The 26092-nt window shown below is 66.1% G+C and carries 24 protein-coding genes; 8 read left to right on the forward strand and 16 right to left on the reverse strand.

What is annotated here, in order from left to right:
• On the forward strand, positions 1-379 hold a 379-nt coding region (locus FDW84_RS17275), incomplete at its 5' end, for a hypothetical protein (RefSeq protein ID WP_205754761.1).
• A gap of 7 nt (positions 380-386) precedes the next feature.
• Here the strand turns inward: FDW84_RS17275 and tyrS are convergent.
• The 3 genes from tyrS to FDW84_RS17290 are packed head-to-tail and all read right to left on the reverse strand — an operon-like array spanning position 387 to position 4666.
• A complete protein-coding gene (gene tyrS, locus FDW84_RS17280) occupies positions 387-1700 on the reverse strand; it encodes a tyrosine--tRNA ligase (protein WP_138610731.1) in 1314 nt (437 codons plus the stop codon).
• A gap of 34 nt (positions 1701-1734) precedes the next feature.
• On the reverse strand, positions 1735-3963 hold the full coding sequence (locus FDW84_RS17285; RefSeq protein ID WP_138610732.1) for a HelD family protein: 2229 nt from the start codon (positions 3961-3963) through the stop codon (positions 1735-1737).
• 37 nt (positions 3964-4000) lie between these two features.
• Positions 4001-4666, reverse strand: a complete 666-nt coding sequence (locus FDW84_RS17290) for a DNA-3-methyladenine glycosylase (protein WP_138610733.1) — start codon at positions 4664-4666, stop codon at positions 4001-4003.
• Between the two features lie 115 nt (positions 4667-4781).
• Between FDW84_RS17290 and FDW84_RS17295 the strand changes: the two genes are divergently transcribed.
• A complete protein-coding gene (locus FDW84_RS17295) occupies positions 4782-6299 on the forward strand; it encodes a DNA-3-methyladenine glycosylase 2 family protein (protein ID WP_138610734.1) in 1518 nt (505 codons plus the stop codon).
• 20 nt (positions 6300-6319) lie between these two features.
• Positions 6320-6826 carry a methylated-DNA--[protein]-cysteine S-methyltransferase gene (locus FDW84_RS17300; RefSeq protein WP_138610735.1) on the forward strand — a complete coding sequence of 169 codons (507 nt, stop codon included), beginning with the start codon at positions 6320-6322 and terminating at the stop codon, positions 6824-6826.
• An 84-nt stretch (positions 6827-6910) separates the two neighbouring features.
• Here FDW84_RS17300 and FDW84_RS17305 read toward each other — a convergent pair whose 3' ends face one another.
• From FDW84_RS17305 to argC, 10 genes are all read right to left on the reverse strand, one after another.
• Positions 6911-7672, reverse strand: a complete 762-nt coding sequence (locus FDW84_RS17305; protein ID WP_138610736.1) for a maleylpyruvate isomerase family mycothiol-dependent enzyme — start codon at positions 7670-7672, stop codon at positions 6911-6913.
• Between the two features lie 10 nt (positions 7673-7682).
• Entirely contained in the window at positions 7683-8219 is a 537-nt protein-coding gene (locus tag FDW84_RS17310) for a pyridoxine/pyridoxamine 5'-phosphate oxidase (RefSeq protein WP_138610737.1), read from the reverse strand.
• A gap of 202 nt (positions 8220-8421) precedes the next feature.
• Positions 8422-9849: an argininosuccinate lyase gene (gene argH / locus FDW84_RS17315; RefSeq protein ID WP_138610738.1), complete on the reverse strand. Its 1428-nt coding sequence runs from the start codon at positions 9847-9849 to the stop codon at positions 8422-8424.
• Positions 9850-9854: 5 nt separating this feature from the next.
• Complete coding sequence (locus FDW84_RS17320) at positions 9855-11060, reverse strand: argininosuccinate synthase (protein WP_013600590.1); 1206 nt, start codon at positions 11058-11060, stop codon at positions 9855-9857.
• A 42-nt stretch (positions 11061-11102) separates the two neighbouring features.
• A complete protein-coding gene (locus FDW84_RS17325) occupies positions 11103-11633 on the reverse strand; it encodes an arginine repressor (RefSeq protein WP_138610739.1) in 531 nt (176 codons plus the stop codon).
• Positions 11633-12634 carry an ornithine carbamoyltransferase gene (gene argF / locus FDW84_RS17330; RefSeq protein WP_138610782.1) on the reverse strand — a complete coding sequence of 334 codons (1002 nt, stop codon included), beginning with the start codon at positions 12632-12634 and terminating at the stop codon, positions 11633-11635. The genes FDW84_RS17325 and argF overlap by 1 nt, the downstream gene beginning before the upstream one ends.
• A 5-nt stretch (positions 12635-12639) precedes the next feature.
• Positions 12640-13905, reverse strand: coding sequence for an acetylornithine transaminase (locus tag FDW84_RS17335; protein ID WP_138610740.1), 1266 nt, complete (start codon positions 13903-13905; stop codon positions 12640-12642).
• Positions 13902-14861, reverse strand: a complete 960-nt coding sequence (argB, locus tag FDW84_RS17340) for an acetylglutamate kinase (protein ID WP_138610741.1) — start codon at positions 14859-14861, stop codon at positions 13902-13904. Before argB ends, FDW84_RS17335 begins: the two co-directional genes overlap by 4 nt.
• Positions 14862-14895: 34 nt before the next feature.
• Complete coding sequence (gene argJ / locus FDW84_RS17345; RefSeq protein WP_138610742.1) at positions 14896-16062, reverse strand: bifunctional glutamate N-acetyltransferase/amino-acid acetyltransferase ArgJ; 1167 nt, start codon at positions 16060-16062, stop codon at positions 14896-14898.
• Complete coding sequence (argC, locus tag FDW84_RS17350) at positions 16059-17090, reverse strand: N-acetyl-gamma-glutamyl-phosphate reductase (RefSeq protein WP_138610743.1); 1032 nt, start codon at positions 17088-17090, stop codon at positions 16059-16061. The genes argJ and argC overlap by 4 nt, the downstream gene beginning before the upstream one ends.
• A gap of 135 nt (positions 17091-17225) precedes the next feature.
• On the opposite strand from argC, the gene FDW84_RS17355 reads away from it, so the two are divergent.
• Positions 17226-18191: a quinone oxidoreductase family protein gene (locus FDW84_RS17355; protein WP_138610744.1), complete on the forward strand. Its 966-nt coding sequence runs from the start codon at positions 17226-17228 to the stop codon at positions 18189-18191.
• A gap of 77 nt (positions 18192-18268) precedes the next feature.
• On the opposite strand, the gene pheT is transcribed toward FDW84_RS17355, so the two are convergent.
• Positions 18269-20812: a phenylalanine--tRNA ligase subunit beta gene (gene pheT, locus FDW84_RS17360; RefSeq protein WP_138610745.1), complete on the reverse strand. Its 2544-nt coding sequence runs from the start codon at positions 20810-20812 to the stop codon at positions 18269-18271.
• Between the two features lie 2 nt (positions 20813-20814).
• The gene (gene pheS, locus FDW84_RS17365; protein WP_138610746.1) at positions 20815-21876 is read right to left on the reverse strand and encodes a phenylalanine--tRNA ligase subunit alpha; all 1062 of its coding nucleotides are present in this window, start codon (positions 21874-21876) and stop codon (positions 20815-20817) included.
• 198 nt (positions 21877-22074) lie between these two features.
• Between pheS and FDW84_RS17370 the strand changes: the two genes are divergently transcribed.
• Positions 22075-22590, forward strand: coding sequence for a hypothetical protein (locus tag FDW84_RS17370; protein WP_240721576.1), 516 nt, complete (start codon positions 22075-22077; stop codon positions 22588-22590).
• Between the two features lie 32 nt (positions 22591-22622).
• Positions 22623-23729 carry an Rv2578c family radical SAM protein gene (locus tag FDW84_RS17375; RefSeq protein WP_138610747.1) on the forward strand — a complete coding sequence of 369 codons (1107 nt, stop codon included), beginning with the start codon at positions 22623-22625 and terminating at the stop codon, positions 23727-23729.
• 44 nt (positions 23730-23773) lie between these two features.
• Here FDW84_RS17375 and FDW84_RS17380 read toward each other — a convergent pair whose 3' ends face one another.
• Positions 23774-24223 (reverse strand): (deoxy)nucleoside triphosphate pyrophosphohydrolase, encoded by a 450-nt coding sequence (locus FDW84_RS17380; RefSeq protein ID WP_138610748.1) that lies wholly within the window; start codon positions 24221-24223, stop codon positions 23774-23776.
• Between the two features lie 156 nt (positions 24224-24379).
• Here FDW84_RS17380 and FDW84_RS17385 point away from each other — a divergent pair, with 156 nt between their 5' ends.
• The gene (locus tag FDW84_RS17385; protein ID WP_138610749.1) at positions 24380-25588 is read left to right on the forward strand and encodes an MFS transporter; all 1209 of its coding nucleotides are present in this window, start codon (positions 24380-24382) and stop codon (positions 25586-25588) included.
• A 187-nt stretch (positions 25589-25775) separates the two neighbouring features.
• On the forward strand, positions 25776-26051 hold the full coding sequence (locus FDW84_RS17390; protein ID WP_009358633.1) for a GlsB/YeaQ/YmgE family stress response membrane protein: 276 nt from the start codon (positions 25776-25778) through the stop codon (positions 26049-26051).
• Positions 26052-26092: the final 41 nt, after the last annotated feature.

The following is a 26092-nucleotide window of genomic DNA, read 5'->3' on the forward strand; positions in this document are numbered from 1 at the left end:
GAAAAATCGGTATCAACAAACTTGGCACACTATTGAGTTCTCAAACAACAGACACATTCGAATATTCCCGAAACAATCCACCTTCGTGAATTCCATTCCGTATTTCTTCGCTGCGATGTTTCAATCTTATTTGATTCAATTTCGCTTTGCAAATCCGGTTGTTTTCCCGGAATTCATCCTGCAAATAAATCCACCCGCCATAAAATGGAGCAATTCTTCGTTGGGTGCTTACGCACGTGCTGAAGTTGCTTCAGTTTTTGGTGGGGTTTGGCCGCTATTTTTCCGCTTCAGCGGCGGCGACTCAGAAAACAATACACGCTCCCACGCGGCCGTGCAAATCGGCCGCGGAGGAGCGTGCAGAGGTCTTTCGGGCGGTTGAAAAGAGCCTAGGGAACCAGTACCTCCACCGTGGCCAGGTTTTTCTTTCCGCGGCGCAGGAGCAGGTACTGCCCGTGCAGCAGTTCGGACTCGGAGATCACCGCTTCCGGGTCCGAGACCTTCTCGTTGTTGACGTAGGCTCCACCTTCGCCAACGGTGCGCCTGGCTGCGGACTTGCTTTCGGATAGCCCCGAAGCAACCAGCAGATCCACGATGCCCATGGCGTCGACCTGCACCGTGGCGGACGGCAGCTCGGACGTTGCCGCCTGGAGCGTTGCCTTATCCAGGGCAGAGAGGTCACCGTTACCGAAGAGGGCTGCGGATGCAGCAATCACTTTTTCAGTGGCTTCGACGCCGTGAACGAGGGAGGTCACTTCGTAGGCGAGCTTCCGTTGGCCTTCACGGGCGAACGGCCGTTCAGCCACAGCAACAGCAAGCTCTTCGATCTCGGCACGGGTTAGGAACGTAAACACCTTCAACCGGTCCACCACATCCGCATCGGCGGTGTTGAGCCAGAACTGGTAGAAGGCATACGGGCTGCACATCCCGGCGTCGAGCCAGATGGCGTTGCCCTCGCTCTTGCCGAACTTCGTGCCGTCGGCATTGGTAATCAGCGGTGTACCCAAAGCGTGGACACTCTTGCCCTCAACCTTGCGGATCAGTTCCGTGCCGCTGGTGAGGTTGCCCCACTGGTCGGATCCACCGGTCTGCAGCACGCAGCTGTAATCCCGGTAGAGCTGGAGGTAGTCCATGCCCTGCAGGATCTGGTAGCTGAATTCGGTGTAGCTGATGCCTTCGTCCGAATTGAGCCGTGAGGCGACGGCGTCCTTCCGCAGCATCGTGCCAACACGGAAGTGCTTGCCCACTTCACGCAAAAAGTCGATGGCACTCAGCGGCGCGGTCCAGTCCAGGTTGTTGACCATCCGCGCCGCGTTGTCTCCCTCGAAGCTGAGGAAGCGGCTCACCTGCGCCTGGAGGTATCCCACCCATTCGGCCACGGTGTCCTTGGTGTTCAAGGTGCGCTCGGCCGTGGGACGGGGGTCGCCGATCAGGCCGGTGGATCCGCCCACCAGCCCCAGCGGCTTGTGGCCAGCCAGCTGGAGGCGCCGCATGACGAGCAGCTGGACGAGGTTGCCCAGGTGCAGGCTCGGCGCGGTGGGGTCGAAGCCGCAATAGTATGTGACCGGTGCACCGGCAAGGAGCTTTTCCAGCTCTGCTTCGTCGGTGGACACGTGGACCAGGCCACGCCACTTCAGTTCCTGCCAGATGTTGGCGAAAGTGGGGTCGTTCTGCTGCGATTCGAGGCTGTTGATTTCCGGCACGTTTACTAAATTAGCAGTAATACCAGCCGCGGGATCAGCGCCGGATCCCTGCCGGCACCGGTTCTGCAGCAATAAGGCGCAACCGCTGGGTGGCGCGCGTCATGGCCACGTACAGGTCCCCCACCTTGCCGTGCTCATGGTTCAGCATCATGGCCGGTTCCAGCACCACCACACCGTCGAACTCCAGTCCCTTGGCCTCCCGCGGGCTGATCACCACGATGTCCTGTTCATAGCTGCCGGCACCCGTGCCCACCCGGCGCCCGTAGGCGGCGCGCAGGGCAGCGGTGGCCTCAGGCAGGAACTGGCCGTCGGCGATGACAGCCAGCAGGCCGCCGTCGAGCGCTTCCAGTTCCTCCGGCAGGACTTCGACCAGGCGCCTCACCACATCACCCGGGGCCACTTCGTCAATGACCGGCGACCAGCGCCCTTCACGGACAGCCTTGGGAGCGGAGACCACCAGGCCGGCTGCGTTCGCCATCCGGACCGCGGCTTCGGCGATCTGGGAAGGAGTGCGGTAATTGACCGTCAGCTCCTCCAGTTGCCAGCGGTCGCCAAACATGGGGGCGAGCGCGCCCTGCCAGGAATTGGCCCCGGCCACTGAACTTGTCTGGGCGATGTCGCCCACGATGGTGAAGGACTTCAGGGGGCAGCGGCGGACCAGCAGGCGCCATTGCATGGGCGACAGCTCCTGCGCCTCATCCACCACGATGTGGCCAAAGGCCCAGGTACGGTCACTCGTGGCGCGTTCAGCTGCAGTCAGCCGGGCTTCCTGTTCGCGGTTCTGCTCGGCAAGCTCTTCGGCGGACATCAGCGGATCCACGCCTGCAGCCTCCATGTTGACCAGCGTTTGCTTCGCATTGGCGAGGTCACGGGCACGGTCGTGTTCCTGCTGGGCGAGGCCGCGTCCGGCCGCAGGATCCAGCTCGCCCAGCAGTTCGGCAGCCTCATCCAGCAAGGGGACATCGGACTCGGTCCACGGCGCGTCGGCGGGGCGCAGCAGCATGGCGCGCTCCTCAGGCCTCAGGTTGGGCGTGCACGCTTCAAGGATCGCGGGCTTGCTGAACAGCTCGGAGATGAGCTTCTCCGGAGTCATGGGCATCCAGCAAAGGTTCAGGGCAATCCGCACGTCACGGGCAGTACGCACATCTTCCGCAAGATACGAGCGGTCCGCGTTGTTGCCGATGTTTCCGGCCTCAACCAGCTCCGTCATCTGTTCAGTGAGCTCCCGCAGCAGGATCTTGACGAACGTCACGCGTGCCTCGTTGTGCGGCTTGCCCGTGGAACGGGCCTTTTCCCTTGCCCGGCGCACCTGCCGCTGGGTCAGTACCAGCTTGCGGCCGTCAACCTCAAGGGACCGGTCCCCGGCGGGCATCCGCTGCCGGTTGGCCACGGCATTGGCCACGACAGCGGCCATGTCCAGCCGCCCCTTGATGGCGGCAACCGCGGAGTCCTGCTCGGCCACGGCGTGGATTCCGGGCATCAGGCGGCCCAGGCTGGCCATTACGACGCCGGTCTCACCGAGGGACGGCAGCACCCGTTCGATGTACTTCATGAACGACGACGACGGGCCCACCAGCAGCACCCCTGCGGTCTTGAGGCGGTCGCGGTGGGTGTAGAGGAGGTACGCGGCGCGGTGCAGCGCCACGGCGGTCTTGCCGGTGCCCGGCCCGCCCTGCACCACGAGGGCACCGGAAATCGATGACCGGATGATGCGGTCCTGCTCCGACTGGATGGTGCTGACAATGTCCGACATGCGGCCGGTGCGTTTGGAGTTCAACGCGGCCAGCAGGGCGCCTTCGCCCTGCAGCGATTCACTGTCCGCGAGCATCTCCGGATCAAGCACGTCGTCCTCGATGGCCTTGACCTCGCGGCCCTGCAGGATGAGGTGGCGGCGGCGCCGGACGCCCTGCCGGTCAAACGCCGTAGCCTGGTAGAAATGGCCGGCCTCGGGCGCGCGCCAGTCCACCATCAACCGCTGCAGGTCCTCGGTGGTAAGGCCAATGCGGCCAATGTACTGGGCTTCACCGGAATCCAGGTCCAGCCGGCCGAAGACCAGCCGGTCATCAACGGCGTCCAGCTGGGCAAGGCGGTCCTCATACAGTGCGGCGAACGCGTCGCGCTCGGAAACGTTCTGCATGGTGCCCACGGCCCCTGCCCGCCGGACCTGCGCCAACTGGCGGCGCTTCTCCTCGCGCAGCTCTTCCAGCCGCGCATACAGGCCGGCAACATAGTCCCGTTCGTGGGCCAAATCGGCGTCGTGCATCTAACGTTCCCCTATCGCAAAAGACAGACCTACCATTCTACAACCTTTTCCCCTCAACCCCGTTTCGGGGCTTCGCTGCCTTGTACTGCGAAACTGTGGGGTCGCCGGTGATCCAGAAGCGCCAGGAGTACTGGTCCGTGCCGCCGGCGCCGGAGACGCCCACCCTCGGCCCGGAGCTTACGGACCCGCTGGGCCCAGGCGGAAGCACCAGCCCAAAAGGGGGCGCCAGGGCGTCTCGCCCACTGTCCGCCGTCGTCAGGCCCAATGCCTTAGCCAGCCGCGCCGGACCCCTGGCCAGATCTGAGGGGTTATTCGACGTCGGCCTCCGCCGCCGGGCCAGTTCCACACCGTCCACGATTTCCCCTGCCCGCAGCAACAGTGCAGATGCAACCCCTTCCGGCCCGCAGACGAGGTTGGTGCAGTGGTGCATGCCATAGGTGAAGTAGACGTACAGATGGCCCGCGGGACCGAACATGGGGGCATTGCGGGGCGTGGGTCCGCGGTAGGTATGCGATCCCGGGTCCGGGTGCAGCGAATCCTCGGGCCCCAGGTAGGCCTCCAATTCCGTGAGCCGGACGGACACCGCACCGTCCCGGGACTCATGTGTCAGGACGGCGCCCAGCAGCAGCGGGGCCAGCTCCCGGGCGTCGCCTGAAAGGAACTCCCGCAGCGGCCGGCCGGCCGCCAGCGGATTTCTGCTCATGGGCAGACTCTATCCAATACTTGCGGCCGGACCCCGGTATTACGGCCTCCGGCAGCACCACGGCCGTGTCCGATTTCCGCTAGCTGAACCACCTGCGTGCTGGCAGGATGGAGGAATGGATTTCTGGCAGCGCTACCGGGCGATAGATGCCCGGGACACCCGCTTCGACGGGCAGTTCTTCACTGCCGTCCGCACCACTGGGATCTACTGCCGCCCGTCCTGCCCGGCGCGGACCCCCAAAGCTTCCAACGTCACCTTCTATGAAACGTCTGCCGCCGCCCATGACGCCGGCTACCGGGCCTGCAAGCGCTGCCTCCCCGAAGCAGTTCCCGGCACGCCCGCCTGGAACGTGCGCCAGGATGTTGCGGCACGGGCCATGCGCCTGATAAACGACGGAGTGGTGAACCGGGACGGCGTGGACGGACTGGCAGCGCGCCTCGGCTATTCCTCCCGCCAACTGAACCGCATCCTCAGCCACGAATTGGGGGCTGGTCCGCTGTCGCTCGCCCGCGCCGGACGGGCGCAGACGGCCCGGACCCTGCTCGTGTCCACATCCATGAAACTTGCCGACGTCGCCTTTGCTGCCGGATTCAGCAGCGTCCGGCAGTTCAACGAAACGATGGCCGAGGTCTTCGACATGACCCCCTCGGCCCTGCGTGCCGCCAGTCGCCCGAAAACCAGCGGCGGCGCCACCGCACTGACCCTCAGCCTCCCCTACCGTGAGCCGTTCCATCCCGGTATTTTCACCTTCCTGTCAGTGCGCGCCATCCCTGGAATCGAATCCGGGACGGCAACGTCCTATGCACGGATGCTGGCGCTGCCGCACGGCGACGCCCGCTTCAGGGTGGAGTACGACGCCGTCACGCCAGGGCGGCCGCTGACCCTCACTATCGGCGCAGTGGACTTGCGGGACCTGCCGGCCCTGCTGAGCCGCGTCCGGCGGCTCTTCGATGTGGATGCAGATCCGGTGGCCATCGATACAACACTGGCTGCCGATGCGCGGCTGGCAACGGCGGTGGCCGAGGCTCCGGGCATCCGCATGCCCGGAGCCCTGGACCCAGGCGAAATGCTGATCCGGGCCATGGTGGGCCAACAGGTCACCGTGGCTGCCGCGCGGACGGCACTGACCCGGCTTTCCGCCGTCGGACGTTCCAGCCAGAGCCCGGGCGAGGGCCTGGAGCACATGTTTCCTACTGCCGCCGAAATCGCTGCTGACGGCCATGCGCTGGTGCGCGGACCCCGGAAACGCGCCGAAGCACTTCGGGCGGCAGCCGCCGCCCTCGCTGACGGCAGCCTGGACTTCGGCTACGGCGACGACGTGGACAGCCTGGCCGCGAAGCTGCTGCCGCTGCCCGGGGTCGGACCCTGGACCGCCGGATACCTTGCCATGCGCGTGCTCGGCGCCCCGGATGTGTTCCTGGGCAACGACGCGGCGGTACGGAACGGGGTAAAAGCCTTGGCCGTGCCAACGCCTGCCACTGCGAGCAGCCCCGGCGGAACGGCCAGCCCGGACTTTCGCGAGGTAAGCCCATGGCGCTCCTACGCCACCATGCACCTGTGGCGGGCGGCAGCCCAACCCCGTACCAGGGCAGGAAATGTGCCCATAAAAAACAGCGTTGCCGCCAGCGTGTGAACTGCAGAGAAAGCGAATTGATGAAAGCCCAGTTGCTTCAGATCTCCACCCCTGACGGCCCGTTCACCGTCCTCGCCCGGGACGGCACTGTCCTCTCGAGCGGATGGACCGACAAGCCCGGCGACCTGACCGGGCAAATTCACCCTTCTCTGCGGCCCGCCACCGTCGAACTGGTCACTGAGCTGGGAGGAATCGCGGCCGCCGTCGAAGCCTTCTACGCCGGCGATCCACTGCCGGCAATGCAGGTCCCGGTACTGCAGAAGTCGGGCCCCTTCCGCGCGCATGCCTGGGACGTGCTGCGGCTGGTCCGGCCCGGATCCCCCGTTACGTACACCGAGTACGCGGGCCTCGCCGGCAACCCGAAAGCCGTCCGGGCAGCCGCCAGTGCATGCGCCTTCAACGCGGCAGCCCTGTTTGTCCCGTGCCACCGTGTGATCAGGACCGATGGTTCGCTCGGCGGTTTCCGCTGGGGGCTGCCCATCAAGGAAAGCCTGCTGGCGCGCGAGGCGGCCTGGCTGCGCCTGTGATCCCGCCGAGGTGGCAGTTCCCGGCAGTGTTGCGCAGCAGGATCGCCGCCAACTGTCATCTTGCCAAAGGCCCGGGGGCAACCGCTATTTCGGCCCCGGGGTTCCGGCCGGCCAGGGCAACAGGGCCGGCAGGTCGGCACCGTCGGCCGCCGCAGATGCCCGAAGGCTGCCCAGCGTTGGCTCACGGCCGGCAAGCCAGGCCGCAATATCGGTGATCATGCCGCTGATTACGGTGGACCTTTTGCCGGTTCCAATACTCACGGGCGGAAGGCCGAGCGGCTGCAGGATAAGCCTGTCGTCCGGCTGCACGCGGGCGGCGAGGAAATCGAACAGGTGCTCGCAGAAGGGGCGGCTCCAGGTTTCCGGTCCCCTGCCTGTCAACAGGTCTGCGTTGTGGATGACAAGTTCCCGCCACAGTGCAAGGCCCCCGTCCAGGACCACTCCACCCCGATAGGTGATGGGTGCCCACCAGCCCGTCCTGTTGGCGGAGGAATCCTTGACGCCGGGCAGCACATCGAACGCCTTCAGTGCCCGTGCCACGGCCTTGTTGAGGTCCTCGAGGTGTGTGGCGGCGTCGTGTCCGGCCGCAAGGTTGATCGCCTTGTTCCTGCCGTCCATGCCGCCGTCGTACAGCTCTACGGTTTCCCCGCGGGCGGCGTATTCAAGCTGCCGCGCCATGGCATTCGAGATTCCCGTGAGGTGCGCAAGCACGTGGCCGCGGGTCCAGCCAGGGAGCGCGGACGCCGCCCGCACATCCTCGTTGCTGAACCTGGCGGCATCGGAGGTGACGTCGGCGGCGGCCTTGTGAAGCCCTGCCAGCAGTTCATCAGGTGCGGGAGCTGTCATGGCGCTTATCCTAGCCCCGGACTGCGCCATCCGGCCCCAGGCGGTGCCGGACATGCTCGCCGTCGTTGCTGGCCTGCCAGAACTCGTACTCCGTGGGCTGGAGTGCATAAAGCTGCCAGTGCGGGTTGGTGCTGCCGTCCGCCCGCGGCCGCTCTGCCCAGTCCCGCGCCGAGGCCTCGGCCGACAGCTGGACGACCGGTCCGGCGAAACGGAGCTGCCGGCCGAGCGAAGGCCAGTAAAAATTCATGGCAGCCTGGGGCACGGTGGCCAGCTCCTGCCCCTTGCGGGAGGTGCGGGAGGTAGCGAAATGCCAGCCGTCGCCGTTGATATTTTTCAGGATCAGCATCCGTGATGATGGTTGCTGCCCGGCACTGACAGTGGCAAGGCTGAAGGCGTGCGGCTGCTGCTCCCCCGCGTCCAGCGCCTGGTCCAGCCACTGCTTGAACAGCTCCACGGGGCTCCGCGGCGCTGTGGCCGGATCGAAGGCGGGAAGATCAGCCGGAAAATCGGGCAGGCTGCGAAGGAACTTGCGGAAGGTTTCGCTCATGCGGCCATGGTAGCGGGCAGTGTTGCGCGCACACCGTAAACCCTCTCGCAGTTGATGCGTGAAAATTGGCAACGCTGTTTCACTTCCCTTGGGAGAGTGAGAGAGCGCTGGCCAAAAAGGGGCGTTAAGTGAGAGAGCGTTGGTCAAACCTGCGGCGAGTCCCCGCCCGCGCCCTGCGGACGGGGACTCCTTCGCGTGCCGGTTACCCCGCGTACTCGCGCACGCCGGCCAGCTCTGCTTCCAGCGCGGCCAACTGGCGTTCGACGGCGGCCGGTGCCGTTCCGCCCTGGGAGTTGCGGCTGTTCAGCGACCCCTCCGTGGACAGGACCGTCCGGACCTCAGGGGTGAGGTGCGCCGAGATGGCCGCATACTCGTCGTCGGTCAGGTCCCACAGCTCCACGCCGCGGGACTCCGCCTGCTTGACCGCGGCGCCGGAGAGCTCGTGCGCCTCACGGAACGGGACACCCTGGCGGACCAGCCATTCGGCGATGTCCGTGGCAAGGGCGAACCCCTGCGGCGCCAGCGATTCCATCCGCCCGGTATTGAACTTCAGCGTGGCAATCATGCCGGACACGGCCGGGAGCAGGAGCTCCAGTGTGTCTGCGGCGTCGAACACCGGTTCCTTGTCTTCCTGCAGATCACGGTTGTAGGCCAGCGGCAGGCCCTTGAGCGTGGCCAGCAACCCGGTCAAGTTTCCGATCAGGCGCCCCGCCTTGCCGCGTGCCAGTTCAGCCACGTCCGGGTTCTTCTTCTGCGGCATGATCGAGGATCCCGTGGAGTACGAGTCGTGCAGCGTGACGAAGGAGAACTCCTTGGTGGCCCAGAGGATGACTTCCTCGGAGATGCGGGACAGGTCCACCCCGATCATCGAGCACACCCAGGCGAATTCAGCGAAGACGTCGCGGGATGCGGTGCCGTCAATGGAGTTGTGGGCCGCTGAGTAGAAACCCAGGTCTGCTGCCACAGCCTCCGGATCCAGTCCCAGCGACGAGCCGGCAAGCGCACCGGAACCATAGGGCGAGACGCCGGCGCGCTTGTCCCAGTCCTGCAGCCGCTGCACGTCGCGCAGCAGCGCCCAGGCGTGGGCCAGGAGGTGGTGGCTGAGCAGTACCGGCTGGGCGTGCTGCAGGTGGGTACGGCCGGGCATTGCAACGCCGTGGTGGGCCCTGGCCTGCTCCACCAGCGCGTCCACCGTGGCCAGGACACCGCGGGCGATGATCCGGGCGTGGTCGCGCAGGAACATCCGGCCCAGGGTTGCCACCTGGTCGTTGCGGGACCGGCCGGCGCGGAGCTTGCCACCCAGCTGCGGTCCGGCACGCTCGATCAGGCCGTGCTCCAGCGAGCCGTGCACGTCCTCGTCGGATTCTGCCGGCACGTAGGCGCCCGAGGCCACGTCCTCATCCAAGCGGGTGAGGGCTTCGAGCATGCCTTCCAGTTCGGCGTCGTCCAGCAGGCCCGCCTTGTGCAGCACCCGGGCGTGGGCCTTGGAGCCGGCGATGTCATAGCGTGCGAGCCGCCAGTCGAAGTGCGTGGACTTGCTCAGCGCAGCCAGGGCATCGGCGGGGCCGCCGGCGAACCGGCCGCCCCACAAGGCGCCTGTGTTTGTAGCCTCGGATTTTGCTTCAGCCACAGGGGCTACTTTCCTGCGACGCGGATGTCGCGGCCGGAGGCGACCTTGGCGGACATGCCCCACAGCTCGATAAAGCCGCGGGCCATGGACTGGTCGAACGTGTCGCCTGTGTCGTAGGTGGCAAGGTTGAAGTCGTACAGCGACGTCTCGGAGCGGCGGCCGTTGACGATGGCCTGGCCGCCGTGCAGGGTCATGCGGATGTCACCGGAGACGTACTTCTGGGTGTCTTCGATGAAGGCGTCCAGGGAGCGCTTCAGCGGGGAGAACCACTGGCCGTCGTAAACCAGCTCGGCCCAGCGCTGGCCAACGGTGGCCTTGAAGCGGGCCTGCTCGCGCTCAACGGTGATGTCTTCGAGGTGCTTGTGCGCGGTGATCAGGGCCATAGCGCCCGGGGCCTCGTAGATTTCACGGGACTTGATGCCCACCAGCCGGTCCTCGACGACGTCGATGCGGCCAACGCCCTGCGCGCCGGCGCGGCGGTTGAGTTCCTTGATGGCCTGCAGCGGGGTGACCTTCACACCGTCGATCGCCACGGGAATGCCGGCCTCGAACGAGATGATGACCTCATCCGGCGCCGGCGGGAATTCCGGGGTGGCGGTGTAGTCGTAGATGTCCTTGGTGGGGGCGTTCCAGATGTCCTCGAGGTAGCCGGTTTCCACGGCGCGGCCCCAGACGTTCTGGTCGATGGAGTACGGGTTCTTCTTGGTGGTTTCGATCGGCAGGCCCTTTTCCTCGGCGAAGGCGATGGCCTTGTCGCGGGTGAGGGCGAGGTCGCGGACCGGTGCGATGCACTTCAGGTCCGGGCCGAGGGTCTGGATGCCCACTTCGAAACGGACCTGGTCGTTGCCCTTGCCGGTGCAGCCGTGGGCCACGGTGGTGGCGCCGAATTCGCGGGCGGCCTTGACCAGGTGCTTGACGATCACGGGCCGGGAGATAGCGGACACCAGCGGGTAGTGGCCCTGGTACAGTCCGTTGGCCTTCAGCGTGGGCATGCAGTACTCGTTGGCGAACTCGTCCGAGGCATCAGCCACGTAGGCTTCGACGGCGCCGCATCCGAGGGCGCGCTGGCGGATGGTCTCGAGCGACTCTCCGCCCTGTCCAACGTCGACCGCCACGGCGATGACTTCGGCGCCGGTGGCCTCACCGATCCAGCCGATGGCTACTGAGGTGTCCAGGCCGCCTGAGTAGGCCAGCACAATGCGTTCAGTCACTTCACATGCTCCTTTGTGGGGTGTTTTGGTTTGTCTTCAAGCTTATTGCCCGGCTTCTGCGGCCAGTTGCAGGAACTTGGCGGCGAGGTCCGGGCCGCCCTGCGGGTCACGGGCCACCAGCAGCACGGTGTCGTCCCCGGCGATGGTCCCCAGGATGGACGGCATCACCGAATGGTCGATCGCCAGGGCGAGGAAGTTCGCTGCACCCGGCGGCGTCCGGAGCACGGCGATGTTGGCTGAAGCTTCCGCAGTGACCAGCAGTTCACTGCAGAGCCTTGCCAGCCGGGCGTCCAGGATTTCCTGGCTTACCCCGCTTTTCGCAGTACGCTCACCGCCTTCGCCGGGTACCGCGTACACCAGCACGCCTTCCTTGCCGCGGACGCGGACAGCGCCGAGTTCCACCAGGTCCCGCGACAGCGTCGCCTGGGTGACCTGGACGCCGTCGTCCGCCAGCAAGGTTGCCAGCTCCGCCTGGGAACGCACGGATTCCCCGGTAAGGATGGCGGCGATGCGCGCCTGGCGCGCAGTCTTGGTGGCCGGGCTGGAGCCCGGCACCGACGGGCTGGTGGACACTAGAACGTGCTCTCCCCGGTACCTTCAACGGGGGCGAGGCCGTCCACGAACGCCAGGCCCGAGCGGTGCATCAGCCAGGCCATCAGGGCCTTCTGCGCGTGCAGCCGGTTCTCGGCCTCGTCCCAAACGATGGACTGCGGTCCGTCGATGACTCCGGCGGAGATTTCGTAACCCCGGTAGGCGGGCAGGCAGTGAAGGACGACGGCGTCTTCCGCCGCATGTGCCATTGCCTCCTCGTCCACGGAGTACTCGCGGAACAGCTGCAGCCGGGCTTCCTTTTCGGCTTCCTGGCCCATGGATACCCAGGTGTCCGTTGCCACGACGTCGGCCCCCTTCAGGGCTTCCGCGGCGTCCGTGGTAATCAACACGGAGCCGCCGGTTTCCGCTGCGCGCTCCTCGGCCGCAGCCACGATCTCCGCCGCCGGCAGGTAGCCCTCCGGCCCCGCGATCCGGACATGCATTCCCGCCGTGACCCCCGCCAGCAGGTAGGAATTGGCCATGTTGTTGGCGGCGTCCCCAAGGTAGCTCATGGTGAGGCCCGTGAGTTCGCCCTTGTGCTCCTTGACGGCCAGCAGGTCCGCGAGCAGCTGGCACGGGTGGTAATCGTCGCACAGCGCGTTGATGACGGGCACGCTGGAGTTTGCCGCCATTGCCACCAGGCCTGCGTGCGCCCCGGTCCGCCAGACGATGGTGGAAACCATGCGCTCCAGGACCTTGGCGGTGTCCTCCACGGACTCCTTGTGGCCGATCTGCGCCTCGCCCGGGTTGATGATGAGAGCGTTTCCGCCCATGTCCGCGATGCCCGTGGCGAACGAGACCCGGGTCCTGGTGGAGGTCTTGTCAAAGATCACGGCCACGGTTTTGCGGCCGCTTCCCTCGGCGGCGAAGGGCTGGACGCTGTAGGGCGCCGCCTTCATGCGGGCTGCGAGGTCCAGGACCTCCGCCTGCTCCGCCGGGCTGAGGTCCGTGTCCTTGAGGAAATGCCGGGTGGAGCTGGGCACTGATGTCACTGGGCGTCCTTAGCTGCTTGGAGGATGGCCGGAAAGGCGTCGAGGAAGGAATTTGCCTGGGCCACGGTGAGGACCAGCGGCGGGGCCAGGCGAATGGTGCGGGGTCCTGGGCTGTTGACGATGAACCCGGCATCCAGGCCGGCCTGGACCACGGCCGGGGCCACGTCTGCGTCCAGGTCGAACCCGACGAGCAGGCCTTCACCCCTGACTTCGGTGACGCCGGTGAGGGCGGCTAGGGCCGAACGCAGGTGCTCCCCCACCTCGGCAACGTTCTGCAGGATATGCTGGTTCTCAATTGCATGCAGGGTGGCCAGGGCGGCCGCTGTGGCTACAGGGTTCCCGCCGAAGGTTGTGCCGTGCTGGCCCGCGGTCAATAACGACGACGTCCCCGCACCGAACGTGATCAGCGCACCGATAGGGAATCCACCGCCCAGGCCCTTCGCCAGGGTGACGGCGTCCGGCGTGATCCCGGCGTCCTCGCTGGCCAGCCACTTTCCCGTGCGACCGATGCCTGTCTGCACCTCGTCAAGGATCAGCAGGGCTCCGGCTTTGCTGGTGAGCTCCCGTGCTGCCCGGAGGTACCCCGGGGGCAGCGGCCGGACCCCGGCCTCACCCTGGATGGGTTCCAGGAAGACCGCGGCAACAGTGTCATCAACGGCGGCGTTGAGTGCTTCCACGTCCCCGAAGGGGATATGGACCACGCCGCCGGGCAGCGGCTCGAACGGCGCCCGGTAGGCTTCCTTGGCGGTCAGGGCAAGGGCGCCCATGGTCCGGCCGTGGAAGGCTCCCTCAAGGGCGATGATCTTGGTCCGCTTGGCCGCCCCGCCACCCGAGTTGCGGCGGGCCAGCTTGAAGGCTGCCTCGTTGGCCTCGGTCCCGGAGTTGGTGAAGAACGCCTTGGACCCGGTTGGCGCATTGGTAAGCGCCAACAGCCTTTCGGCCAGCGCGATCTGCGTGGGGCTGGTGAAGAAGTTGGACACGTGCCCCAGGGTGGCAAGCTGGCTTGCGATAACCGAGGTGACGAACGGGTTCGCATGGCCGAGCGCGTTGACGGCAATGCCGCCCAGCAGGTCCAGGTACTCCTTGCCGTCGGCATCCCACACCAGGCAGCCGGCACCGCGGACCAGAACCCGCTGCGGAGTGCCGAACACCCCCATCAGCGAGGCGGAGTAGCGGGACAGCCACTCGGAGCCCGCATGGCCGGTGGTTTCCACCAGCTCAGCCACAGGTGTCCGGTGAGCGAGGTTTTCAGTCGTGTTCATCCGTCGATCTCCTCATCCGGGACCACCTGGGTGCCGATGCCGGCGGTAGTGAAGGTTTCCAGCAGCATGGAGTGCGCCAGCCGCCCGTCCACGATGTGCGCGCGTTCCACTCCCTCGTCGATGGCCTTGAGGCACGCAGCCATCTTGGGGATCATGCCCGACTCGAGCCTGGGCAGCATGTCCCGCAGTTCTGAGGCGGTGAGTGAGGAGATCAGGGACGACTTGTCCGGCCAGTTGGCGTACAGGCCCTCCACGTCGGTGAGGATCACCAGCTTCGAGGCGCCCAGCGCCGAGGCAACGGCGGCAGCGGCGGTGTCCGCATTGACGTTCAGGACCTGGCCGGTGGTCTGGAAACCTGCCGCGCCCAGGAAGCCGTCGCCAGCGTCCACGATTTCGGGCGCGACCGTGGAGATGACAGGGATGCGGCCGGCGTCGAGGATGTCCACGATGCCTGCCGGATCTACGCCCACCACTTCGCCCACCAGCCCGAGGTCCACTTCTTCACCGTCCACCACCGTCCCGGTGCGGACGGCGCGCAGCAGCCCGCCGTCTTCACCGGACATTCCGACGGCGTAGGGTCCGTGGGAGTTGATGAGCCCCACCAGTTCGCGCCCCACCTGGCCGGTGAGGACCATCCGGACCACGTCCATGGCCTCGGGCGTTGTGACGCGGAGGCCGCCCTTGAATTCGGACTCGATGCCGAGCCGGGCCAGCATGGAGTTGATCTGGGGTCCGCCGCCATGGACGACCACCGGGTGGATTCCCACGTGGTGCAGGAACACGATGTCCTCCGCGAAGGCCCGGCGCAGTTCGTCATTGACCATGGCGTTGCCGCCGTATTTGATCACCATGGTGGTACCGGCAAAGCGCTGGATCCAGGGCAGCGCCTCGATCAGGGTGGCGGCCTTGTCCTGGGCGTCGGACATGCTGGTGGTCTCGCGAGTCTGGGTGTTCATACCGTCTCTTCCGAAAGCTTCCACAAGGGGGTGCCTAGCTTGAGTAGGCGCTGTTCTCGTGCACGTAATCGTGGGTGAGGTCGTTCGTCCAGATGGTGGCCTCGGCGGTACCGGCCTGCAGGTCGATTTCCACCAGGACCTCGCGCGGCTCCAGGTTGACGAGGCTGCGGTCGTCGCCGATGCTGCCGTTGCGGCAGATCTGGACACCGTTCATGGCCACGTTCAGCTGGTCCGCCTCGAACACCGCGTCGGTGGTGCCCACCGCCGAGAGTACGCGGCCCCAGTTCGGGTCCTTGCCGAAGATGGCAGCTTTGAACAGGTTGGACCGTGCCACGGAGCGGCTGACGGTTTCGGCGTCCGCTTCGCTGGCGGCATTGAAGGTGCGGATGGCAATGTCGTGGCTGGCGCCTTCGGCGTCGGCAATCAGCTTGCGGGCAAGTTCGGCGCACACCTTGGTCAGGCCGGCGCTGAACACTTCGGCGGACGGCACTGCACTGGAAGCTCCGGAGGCCATCAGGACCACGGTGTCGTTGGTGGACATGCAGCCGTCCGAGTCTGTCCTGTCGAAGGTGACCCGCGTGGCGTCCCGCAGGACAACGTCGAGCAGCTCCGGTTCCACCACGGCATCCGTGGTAAGGACCACCAGCATTGTGGCCAGGCCGGGTGCCAACATGCCGGCGCCCTTGGCGATGCCGCCGATGCTGAATTCCTGGCCGTCCCCGTCCGTGCCGATGAACAGGGCGGACTTCGGGACCGAGTCGGTGGTCATGATGGCGGTGCCGGCATCCGGGCCGCCATCGACGCTCAGGGCAGCAGCAGCCGCCTCCACGCCCGGGAGGACTTTGTCCATGGGAAGCTGCTCCCCGATGAGGCCGGTGGAGCAGACAAAGACATCAGTGGCGGAAATCCCCAGCACTTCGGCGACCTTCTCCGCGGTGCCGTGCGTGTTCTGGAAGCCGGTGGGGCCGGTGCAGGCATTGGCCCCGCCGGAATTCAGGACCACGGCGTCGACGCGTCCGTCCGAGACAACCTGGCGGGACCAATGGACGGGGGCGGCGGCCACCCGGTTGCTGGTGAAGACGGCGGCGGCCGCCTTTGCGGGTCCGTCGTTGACCACGAGCGCGAGGTCCGGCTTGCCGGAGGCCTTCAAACCGGCGGCGACGCCGGAAGCACGGAAGCCCTGGGGTGCGGTAACGGTCACGGGGCTACTCCCTGCAGGTTGAGGCCGGCAGTTTCCTGCAGGCCGAGTGCGATGTTCATTGACTGGACGGCTCCGCCGGCCGTTCCTTTGGTGAGGTTGTCGATGACGCAGGTGACGATGACCCGACCGGTGTGCGGGTCGAAAGCCAGTTGCAGCGCGGCATGGTTTGATCCCTGCACGGATTTGGTGCCCGGCCACTGTCCCTCAGGCAACAGGTGGACGAACGGCTCGTCGTCGTAGGCGTCCGTCCATGCCTGGCGCAACTGCTCTCCGCTGGTGCCCGGCTTCACTCTGGCCGTGGCAGTGGTGAGGATGCCGCGGCTCATGGGCGCAAGCGTGGGGGTGAAGGACACAGTCACCTGTTCACCGGCGGCGTTGGAGAGGCCCTGCTCGATCTCGGGGGTGTGGCGGTGGCCGCCGCCCACGCCGTAGGGGCTCATGGAGCCCATGACCTCGGCGCCGATCAGGTTGACCTTGGCTGCCTTACCCGCACCTGAGGTGCCGGACGCTGAAACGATGACCACGTCGTCGGGCTGCAGCAGGTTAGCGGTGAATCCGGGCGTGAGGGCCAGCAGGGCCGACGTCGGGTAGCAGCCGGGAACGGCAATGCGTGTGGCACCCTTGAGCGCTTCGCGCTGGCCCGGCAGTTCGGGAAGGCCGTAGGGCCAAGTGCCGGCGTGGGCGGAGCCGTAGAACTTCTCCCACGCTGCGGCGTCCTCCAGGCGGTGGTCGGCACCGGCGTCAATCACCACCGTCCCCTCGGGCAGCCGGGCAGCGATCTCCGCTGATGCACCGTGGGGCAGGGCAAGGAACACCACGTCGTGGCCGGAAAGGTTTTCCACGGTGGTATCTTCAAGGATTCGGCTGGCCAGTCCGTGGAGGTGGGGCTGCAGCTCACCCAGCCGGGAGCCGGCGTTGCTGTGGGCGGTGATGGCCCCGATCGTGACATCCGGGTGCCCGGCGAGGAGCCGGAGGACCTCTCCCCCGGCGTAGCCGCTGGCTCCCGACACTGCAACAGAAATAGTCATGATCCGACTATACAGTAAAACTATGCACTGACTCCGATATTTATGCATGCCGCCGAATGGCTCTGCCGAAAAGTGTCCCTAGGATGGTTCCAGCAGGCCGGGGCGGACCACGCCGGGCCCTTGAAAGGAGAGCCAATGACGCATGCAATAGTCGCACGGGAAGCAGGCGGACCGGAAGTCCTCACCTACACCCAGGTTGACCCTCCGGCCCCGGGGCCCGGGCAGCTGCTGATCAAGGTGACCGCAGCTGGGGTCAACTTCATTGATACCTACAAGCGCAGCGGCACCTACAAGGTCCCTTTTCCCTTCACCCCCGGCTCCGAAGCTGCCGGAACAGTGGAAGCCGTGGGCGAGGGGGTCACCGCTTTCACCCCCGGCGACCGGGTGGCGACTGCCGAGGGCATTAACTGCTACGCCGATTATGCGCTGGTTGCCGAGGACGCCGCCCTGCCCGTCCCCTCCGGACTGGACGATTTCACCGCCGCCGCACTCCCGCTGCAGGGAATGACGGCGCATTTCCTGATGAATTCCACATTCAGGGTGGAACCCGGGCACAGGGTGCTGCTGCATGCGGGAGCCGGCGGGGTGGGCCTGCTCCTGACCCAGCTGCTGAAGGCAAGGGGCGCAGAAGTCATCACCACCGTCTCAACCGGGGAAAAGGAAGAACTGGCGCTGGGCGCCGGTGCGGACCACGTGCTGCCGTACAAGGGGTTCGCTGGACGGGTGAGGGAGATTACCGGCGGCACTGGTGCCGACGTGGTGTATGACGGAGTCGGAAAGGACACCTTCGACGGCTCGCTTGAAGCATTGCGGACACGCGGAATGCTGGTCCTCTTCGGTGCCGCGTCCGGACCGGTACCGCCGGTGGATCCGCAGCGCCTCAACTCGGGCGGCTCCCTGTTCCTCACCAGGCCCACCATTGCCCACCATCTGAGGGACGCAGCGGAACGGCGCTGGCGCTCGAGGGAAATCTTTGCCGCGGCTGCCGACGGCAGCCTCGACGTCCGCATCGGTGCCCGCTATCCGTTGGCGCAGGCAGCACAGGCCCACCGCGACCTCGAGGGGCGGCGCACCACCGGAAAGGCCCTCCTGGTCCCGTAGCTGCATGCGCCCGAAAAAACGGAGAGTCCCCGCCGCCGGCCAGCTGCGTGGACTCTCCGTTTCAGTAATGCGCAGCGTCAGCGCTGGACGGCTCCGAAACGCTCGCCGGCGAGTGCCACGGCGCTTTCGCGGGCTGCGGAAGCCTCGTCCGCCGTCAGTGTCCGGTCGGCGGCACGGAAGCGCAGGCTGAAGGCCAGGGACTTCCTGCCCGCCTCGATACCCTTGCCGGCGTAGACGTCGAACAGGGCGACGTCCTCCAGCAGTTCGCCGGCACCTTCGCGCAGTGCCACCAGGACGTCGTCCGCGGGCACGTCGGCGGGGACCACCAGGGCCACGTCCTGGGTTGCGACGGGGAAGGTGGAGATTTGCCGGGCCACGATCACGTCGGGTGCGGCGTCGAACAGCGCGTCTGCATTGATCTCGAGCGCAACCGAGCGGGCCGGCATGTCCGAAGCCGCCAGCAGCTTGGGGTGCAGCTCGCCTGCATAACCCACTACTTCGCCGGTCCGCAGTGACAGCTGGGCTGCCCGTCCGGGGTGGAACGCCTGGTGGCTGCCCTGCCGGACCACCAGTTCCACGCCCAGGATATCCCCGGCGAGCCGGGCAATATCCAGGGCATCTGCCCAGTCCCAGGTCCGGGGGGCATGTGCTGCTGCCGCCGGGGAATCATGTCCGGTAAGCACTGCGGCGAGGTGGAACGGCTGGGCCGGGACGCCGTCGTACAAGGCATCCAGTACCTCATCGGCGGGCTTGGCGCCCAGCGGCGGGATGGACTCGGTGCCCATTTTCCCAGCAGGCAGGAACACCAGGCCCGACTCGAAGAGCGCGAGGTCGCGGAAGCCCCGCGAGTGGTTGCGCTTCGCCACCTCGATCAGCCCCGGCAGGATGGAGGTGCGCAGGTAGCCTTGCTCCTCACTGATCGGGTTGGCCAGCTTGACGGCCGTCCTCGCCAAGCCCTGTTCAGCCACGCCGAAGGTGTCGTTGGCGGCCTTGGAGACAAACGGGTAGGACAGGACTTCGGTGAGCCCCGCGTCGGCGAGCGCCTGGACCAGGCGGCGGCGCTGCTGCTGGACCCGCGTCAGGCCACGTCCGGGGGGTGCCACGGGAAGCGTGGCGGGGATCTTGTCGTAGCCCACCAGCCGGGCAATTTCCTCGGACAGGTCTTCCTTGGTCTCCAGATCATTCCGCCAGCTGGGAGCCGTGACGGTCCAGCCGCCGTCGTTCTTCACTACTGCCGCACCGAGGTCCTCGAGGGACGTGACTATCTGCTCCTCAGTGAAGTCGATGCCGATCCTGGCGGCAGCGAAGGCCGCAGGCAGCTCGATCGTCACGGAGTCAGGTGCAGTTCCGACGTCGGTACCGGCCTCATCCGCCGTACCGCCTGCCAGTTCCACCAGGAGGTCGACGGCGCGCTGGGCGGCGATTCCTGCGACCTGCCAGTCCACGCCGCGCTCGAAGCGCTTGGACGCTTCAGAAGGCAGCTTGTGGCGCCGGCGGGAGCGGGCGATGGAGACTTCCTCGAAGTGCGCAGCCTCCACCAGGATGTTCGACGTCGTGTCCCCCACCTCGGTGGCGGCACCGCCCATTACGCCGGCGACGCCGATGGGGCCGGAGGCATCGGTGATCAGCAGGTCCTCGGGATCGAGCGGACGTTCCTTGCCGTCGAGAGTGGTCAGCTTCTCACCGGCAAGGGCGCGCCGGACCACAATGTCACCGGACAGCTTGTCCTGGTCATAAAAATGCAGTGGCTGGCCGAGTTCCAGCATGACGTAGTTGGAGATGTCCACCGGCAGTGAGATGGACCGGATGCCGGCCAGTCGGAGCCGGGACACCATCCACTGCGGGGTCGGCCTGTTGGCGTCTACTCCGCGGACAGTACGGGCAACGAAGCGGTCGCAGCCCGGCTTGCCGTAGATAGGGGCGTCATCGTTGATTTTGACGCCGTAGCCTCCGGAGAGTGCTGCAGGAGCCAGGACCTTGCTGGCCGGGTCCGTAAACACTGTCCCGGTGGCATGTGCGTACTCGCGTGCCACTCCGCGGATGGAGAAGGCATAGCCGCGGTCAGGGGTGACGTTGATTTCGGCGGCTTCATCGTAGAGGCCCAGGAGCTCCATGGCGTCGGCGCCCACCTCGGGGTCCAGCCCGATGCGCGACAGCACCAGGATGCCGTCGTGGTCCTCGCCGATCCCCAGCTCGCGGACGGAGGCGATCATGCCGGCTGAGAGGTGACCGTAGGTCTTCCGGGCGGAGATGTGGAAGTTTCCTGGCAGCACGGCGCCCGGAAGGGTCACCACTACCTTGTCACCCTCCACGAAATTGTGGGCGCCGCAGATGATGCCCTGCACACCGGAAGGGTCGATGCCCTTACCGGTGAGCTTCTGTTCCTGCCCCTCGGGGACAACCCGGACCTGGCACCAGTTGATGGTTTTGCCGTTGGTCTGCGGCTCCTTGACCAGGCTCAGCACCTGGCCCACCACGATGGGACCCTTCAGGGTGTCGGTGGGACGGTGGACGTCCTCTTCTTCGAAGCCGACCTTGACCAGCTCGGCCATCACGTCTTCGGCCGTCGCTCCGGCCGGTACCTCTGCGAATTCACGCAGCCAGGAAATTGGGATACGCACTGTTAGATCTCCATCCCGAAGTGCTCGCTGAAACGTACATCGCCTTCGATCATGTCGCGCATGTCCCCCACCTCGTTGCGGAACATGAGGGTGCGCTCGATGCCCATGCCGAAGGCAAAACCTGAATAGACGTCCGGGTCGATTCCGGCAGCGCGAAGGACGTTGGGATTGACCATGCCGCAGCCGCCCCACTCGATCCACCGGGGTCCACCCTTGGCGCCGGGGTGGAAGATGTCCAGCTCGGCAGAGGGCTCGGTAAACGGAAAGTAGTTGGGCCGCAGCCTGATCTGGGCCTCGTCGCCGAACATCTGCCGCGCGAAGTGCTCCAGGGTGCCCCGGAGATCGGCCATGCTGAGCTTCTTGTCGATGGCCAGGCCTTCGAACTGGTGGAACACCGGCGTGTGCGTGGCGTCCAGTTCGTCGGTGCGGAACACCTTGCCCGGGCACAGCACGTAGATGGGCAGCTCACGTTCGAGCATCGAGCGGACCTGTACAGGGGAAGTGTGCGTGCGCATCAGCAGGTGGGCCTCGGGCGGCTCGACGAAAAAGGTGTCCTGCATTTCGCGGGCGGGGTGGTCCGGCCTGAAATTCAACGCATCGAAGTTGAACCATTCAGATTCAACCTCGGGTCCTTCCGCAATTTCCCAGCCCATGCCCACGAAGATGTCTGCGACGCGGTCCTGCAGGGTGGACAGCGGGTGCCTGGCGCCGGCACGGCGACGCCGCGGGGCGGCCGTGACGTCAACTGTCTCTTCCAGGAGGATCCGGGCGTCGTTTTCCGCTTCCAGCTCGGCCGTGCGGTCCGCGAGCGCCTTATTGACCCGGCCGCGGGAGGCACCCATCAGCTTTCCGGCCACAGCCTTCTGCTCCTTGGGCAGCTTCCCAATCTCTCGGTTGGCAAGGCTAAGCGGGGACTTCTCGCCGGTATGGGCAAGCCTCACCGCCTTCAGCTCGTCAAGGTCGGCCGCGCCGGCGATGGCGGCGATGGCCTGGTCTACAGCGGCAGTAATGGCGGCTCCATCCGTGGGATTCGGGATGGCGGCGCCCGGCAAAGTTTCAGTCATCTACTGTTCTTAGCTACGAGTCGTGGCTGCCGGTGAACGGGCAGCCCTGTACGGTTCCCCGCGGCTTGTCCGTCACTGGCAGGTCATGGATGAATGCCCTCAACAATCAGCGCATCCAATGACCAGGTCAAGGCCCACCGGTGAAACCGGCGGCCACTGGCATCCAGTCTAATTCAAGGCCCCGGCTACCATGGTCTCATGACAGTGCTGCCGGGATCCGGAGGGCAGGGGCCCCTGACGGCTGCCCAGCGGCTGAGGCAGGGGGCAAACCTGGTAAACGGCACTACGCTCCTTGGCCTTGCTGTGGCCGTCGCGGCCCGGACTGATCTGGCCAAGGGCCCCCGGGGCCTGCTCATTGCGGGCGGGTACCGGTGGCGGCTGCCGTTTGCGGGGGCCTTTGCCTTGGGAAACGTGGTCCTTTGCCGTTCCACTGCCGGCGAACTGCTGGCCCGGCGTGAACTGCTCCGGCACGAGGAGAGACACTGCAGCCAGTACGCCTGGTGCCTTGGCGTGCCGTTCCTGCCGCTGTATCTCCTGGCTGCCGGCTGGTCAGTGCTGCGGACCGGAAACCCGGGCACGGCCAACGTCTTTGAGCGCCACGCGGGACTTGCCGCAGGAGGCTACCCCGCCAAGGGATCCCTTCGTCATGGGTCCGCCCCGCACGAGGTTCGGGACCCCCGGCTGTGGGGCCGGCGTCGTCGCCGCACGCCTTGACTTTTATTCGAACGTAACTTCGAATGGTCTTCATGAGATGGGACGCGCAGACGCTGACGCCGCCACCGGGCGAAGCTTCGGGGGGCGCCGCTCCGGCACTTCTGCCCCTGGCGGGACTGGTGCGCTCCGTCACCACTCCAGAGTTCGCAGGCATCACCTTCCACGAGGTCACCGCCAAGTCGGTTCTGAACAGGGTGCCTGCCGGCTCCCGGATGCCGTTCGAGTGGACCATCAATCCCTACCGGGGCTGCAGTCACGCCTGTGTCTACTGCTTCGCACGCAAGACCCACACCTACCTGGATTTCGACGCCGGGCTGGACTTTGACCGGCAGGTGGTGGTGAAAGTCAACAGTGCGGAAGTGCTGCGGAAAGAGCTGGCCAAACCGTCCTGGGGCCGCCACCAGGTTGCCCTGGGCACCAACACCGACCCCTACCAACGGGCCGAGGGCCGGTACCAGCTGATGCCCGGCATCATCACTGCTTTGGCCGAGTCCGGCACCCCCCTGTCCATCCTCACCAAGGGGACGCTGCTGGCACGGGACATTCCGCTGCTCAAGACCGCCGCCAGCCAGGTGCCGGTGGGCCTGGGCATTTCGCTGGCCATGACGGACGAGGCACTTTCGGAAGCCGTGGAGCCGGGAACGCCGGGACCGCGGGCCCGGCTCAAGCTCGTATCCCGCCTCCGTGAAGCGGGCCTTCCATGCGGCGTCATGGCCATGCCCATCCTGCCGTGGCTCTCGGACAGTGACGAGGCCCTGGATTCCCTCTTTTCATCCCTTGCGGCAGCAGGGGCCACCGGCGTCACCGCCGGCGCCCTCTACCTCAAGCCCGGCGGCACCAGGGAGTGGTTCATGAAATGGATCGCCGCCCATCATCCCGAACTCGCCGGCCGTTACCGCCGGCTCTACGGCTCAGGCTCCTATGCCGCCAAGGAGTACCGCTCCTGGCTGGCAGGCAAAGTCCGGTACTTCAAAGCCCGGCATGGTTTCGGCAATTCGTCCGGCTTCAGCCACAGGGACCTGGAGGACGATCCCCGGGGCGAGGAAGCCGAGTACCCCGCGGGCATCATCCCGCAAGGACCAGCGGGTACTCCGGGCTCCGGCACTCCTGCAGGCGCCGGCCAACTGACGCTGTTCTAGTTTCCTGGCGTTTGGATTGCCGGCGGTTCAGTTGGGCGGGTTGCTCAGTTTGCTGTTTGGCCCGCCGGCATACACAACGTAGACAACAGGGCCCGCACGATCGGAAAATCGGCCGGGATCCACGGCAGGCCAAGTACGGCGTCCGTTTCAGCCAGCGGCACCCAGCGCAGCTCGTCATGGTCTTCGAGCGGCCGGGCCACCCCGTGGGCGACCTCCGCAAACCACACCCGCATGCTGGCACGGTCGTTCAGCGGCCACCCGCTAGGCAATTCCGAAACCAACTCGTTACCCAGGCGGACTTCAATTCCCAGTTCCTCGGACAGCTCCCGGGCCAGTGCCTCCTCCGGCGCCTCGCCGGGTTCCACCTTGCCGCCCGGAAACTCCCACAGCCCGGCCAGGTTCTCAGGTGCGCTGCGCCTGGCCACGAGCAGCAGGGAAGGCTCCGCGAGGCTGTCCACCACCGCTCCGCCCACTACCTGTATCAGTCCGGTCACCGCCCTATTCTATGGGGGACAATGATGGAACCGGACCCCTTGCCCGCCTCGGGAATACCCCTCCACTATTCCGGGTTGTTTGCAGGGACCGGTCTGACCAGCCCCACTGCCGTGGCTTCAGCACCTTTCCCGTTCCAATCCCGAAAAAGCAGGCATATGAGCAGCGTCCTCGAAAAGTCCACGGCAGCCTCCACCAGGTCCTCCAACCTCGCGATGGCCATTTTCTCTCTGGCCATGGGCGGAGTGGGTATCGGGGTGACGGAGTTCACCATGATGGGCCTGTTAAAGGAAGTTGAGCAGGGACTTGCCATCTCTACGCCCGAAGCCGGCCACCTCATTTCGGCCTACGCGCTGGGCGTGGTAGTGGGAGCTCCCTTATTGGCCGCCGTCGGCGCCAAACTCCCCCGCAAGCATCTGGCACTCGGGCTGATGCTGTTCTTTACCGTCGCCAACTTCGCCTCCTACCTCGCGCCGGATTACGGAACGATGCTCGCCTCCCGGTTCGCAGCCGGCCTGCCGCACGGCGCCTTTTTCGGTGTGGCAGCTGTGATCGCTGCATCCCTGGTTCCGCCAAGCCGGCGTGGGTGGGCAATTTCCATGGTGATGGCAGGGCTGAGCATCTCGAACGTCGTGGGAGTTCCCTTCGCCACCTGGCTGGGGCAGACGTACGGATGGCGGCTGCTCTTTATCCTGGTGGGCTTCATTGGCCTTGCGACCCTGGCGATGGTGTGGAAATTTGTCCCCTTCCAGGAGGCCCATCCCGACGCCAGCATCAGGCGGGAGCTTGGCGCACTTAAACGGCTGCAGGTCTGGCTGGCCATCCTGATCGGCATTGTAGGTTTCGGTGGATTTTTTGCCACCTACACCTATATTTCCCATACCATGACGCTGGTCGCGGGCATCCCGTCGGCGCTGATTCCGCTGGTGGTGGCGCTGTACGGCCTGGGAATGGTGGCGGGCAACATCGTTGGCGGCAGGATTGCGGACAGGTCGGTCATGGGAACGCTGTACAACGTATTGCCCGCCATTGCTGTTGCTTTGGTGGTCTATGCTGTGGCCGCCCACTGGCCCTGGTCTGCATTTGTCATGGTGTTCGTGGTAGGCGCATCCGGATCCATGCTGATCCCGGCGCTGCAGACACGGCTCCTGGACGCATCGCCGGACGCCCCTTCCCTGGCCTCGTCGCTGAACCACGCGGCACTGAATGTCGCCAACGCCCTTGGCGCGTTCCTGGGCGGACTCGTCATCGCGCTGGGCTGGGGCTACGTGGCACCGGCGCTGGTGGGTGCCGTCCTCGCCCTGTTGGGGTTGGGCGTCGCCGTGGCGAGCGGCCTCCTCGAGCGCAAAAGGCCGCTGACTGCCTGATCCTGGACCCTGGCAGGAGCAGCCCGGTCAGCTGCGAAAACCAGCCCAGCACCGTGCCCGCAGGCCTCTGGGCAACCCCCGACCTGCCGGACAGAGGCTCTCCAGAAGCCTGCTGACTTTATGTCGGCGTTATGTTAGCTTGAGCCTCATCGGGACCATCACATCCCGGTAAACATAAGGAGGAGAGATGGGTTTTCTTGCTTGGATCATCCTCGGCCTCATTGTCGGGGCCATCGTTAAGGCGGTCATGCCGGGACGGGTTGGCGGCGGTTGGGTTACCAGTCTTGTTCTCGGCGTCGTGGGCGCCATCGTAGGCGGCTGGATCGGCAGCCTCCTGTTCAACCGGGGCGATCTGGCTTTCTTCGACCTCGGCACCTGGATTCTGGCCATCGTCGGTGGCCTGGTGGTCGCCGGCATCTACGGGGCCATCACAGGACGCGGAAAGGCAACCCGCGCACCCTGACGTGCACCGCGCCGAACATTTAGCACCACCAAGGCCCCGGC

This window comes from Pseudarthrobacter sp. NamE5 (assembly GCF_005796225.1).
GTDB lineage: Bacteria > Actinomycetota > Actinomycetes > Actinomycetales > Micrococcaceae > Arthrobacter.

What these genes read in the sequence shown, in the direction of transcription:
- FDW84_RS17285 (WP_138610732.1), bottom strand. Translation starts at nt 3,963, where the DNA reads ATGCACGACGCCGATTTGGCCCACGAACGGGACTATGTTGCCGGCCTG.
- argB (WP_138610741.1), bottom strand. Translation starts at nt 14,861, where the DNA reads ATGAACACCCAGACTCGCGAGACCACCAGCATGTCCGACGCCCAGGAC.
- FDW84_RS17335 (WP_138610740.1), bottom strand. Translation starts at nt 13,905, where the DNA reads ATGAACACGACTGAAAACCTCGCTCACCGGACACCTGTGGCTGAGCTG.
- argC (WP_138610743.1), bottom strand. Translation starts at nt 17,090, where the DNA reads ATGACTATTTCTGTTGCAGTGTCGGGAGCCAGCGGCTACGCCGGGGGA.
- FDW84_RS17385 (WP_138610749.1), top strand. Translation starts at nt 24,380, where the DNA reads ATGAGCAGCGTCCTCGAAAAGTCCACGGCAGCCTCCACCAGGTCCTCC.
- FDW84_RS17390 (WP_009358633.1), top strand. Translation starts at nt 25,776, where the DNA reads ATGGGTTTTCTTGCTTGGATCATCCTCGGCCTCATTGTCGGGGCCATC.
- FDW84_RS17295 (WP_138610734.1), top strand. Translation starts at nt 4,782, where the DNA reads ATGGATTTCTGGCAGCGCTACCGGGCGATAGATGCCCGGGACACCCGC.
- FDW84_RS17310 (WP_138610737.1), bottom strand. Translation starts at nt 8,219, where the DNA reads ATGAGCGAAACCTTCCGCAAGTTCCTTCGCAGCCTGCCCGATTTTCCG.
- FDW84_RS17355 (WP_138610744.1), top strand. Translation starts at nt 17,226, where the DNA reads ATGACGCATGCAATAGTCGCACGGGAAGCAGGCGGACCGGAAGTCCTC.
- FDW84_RS17375 (WP_138610747.1), top strand. Translation starts at nt 22,623, where the DNA reads ATGAGATGGGACGCGCAGACGCTGACGCCGCCACCGGGCGAAGCTTCG.
- FDW84_RS17305 (WP_138610736.1), bottom strand. Translation starts at nt 7,672, where the DNA reads ATGACAGCTCCCGCACCTGATGAACTGCTGGCAGGGCTTCACAAGGCC.
- FDW84_RS17370 (WP_240721576.1), top strand. Translation starts at nt 22,075, where the DNA reads ATGACAGTGCTGCCGGGATCCGGAGGGCAGGGGCCCCTGACGGCTGCC.
- pheS (WP_138610746.1), bottom strand. Translation starts at nt 21,876, where the DNA reads ATGACTGAAACTTTGCCGGGCGCCGCCATCCCGAATCCCACGGATGGA.
- FDW84_RS17290 (WP_138610733.1), bottom strand. Translation starts at nt 4,666, where the DNA reads ATGAGCAGAAATCCGCTGGCGGCCGGCCGGCCGCTGCGGGAGTTCCTT.
- FDW84_RS17300 (WP_138610735.1), top strand. Translation starts at nt 6,320, where the DNA reads ATGAAAGCCCAGTTGCTTCAGATCTCCACCCCTGACGGCCCGTTCACC.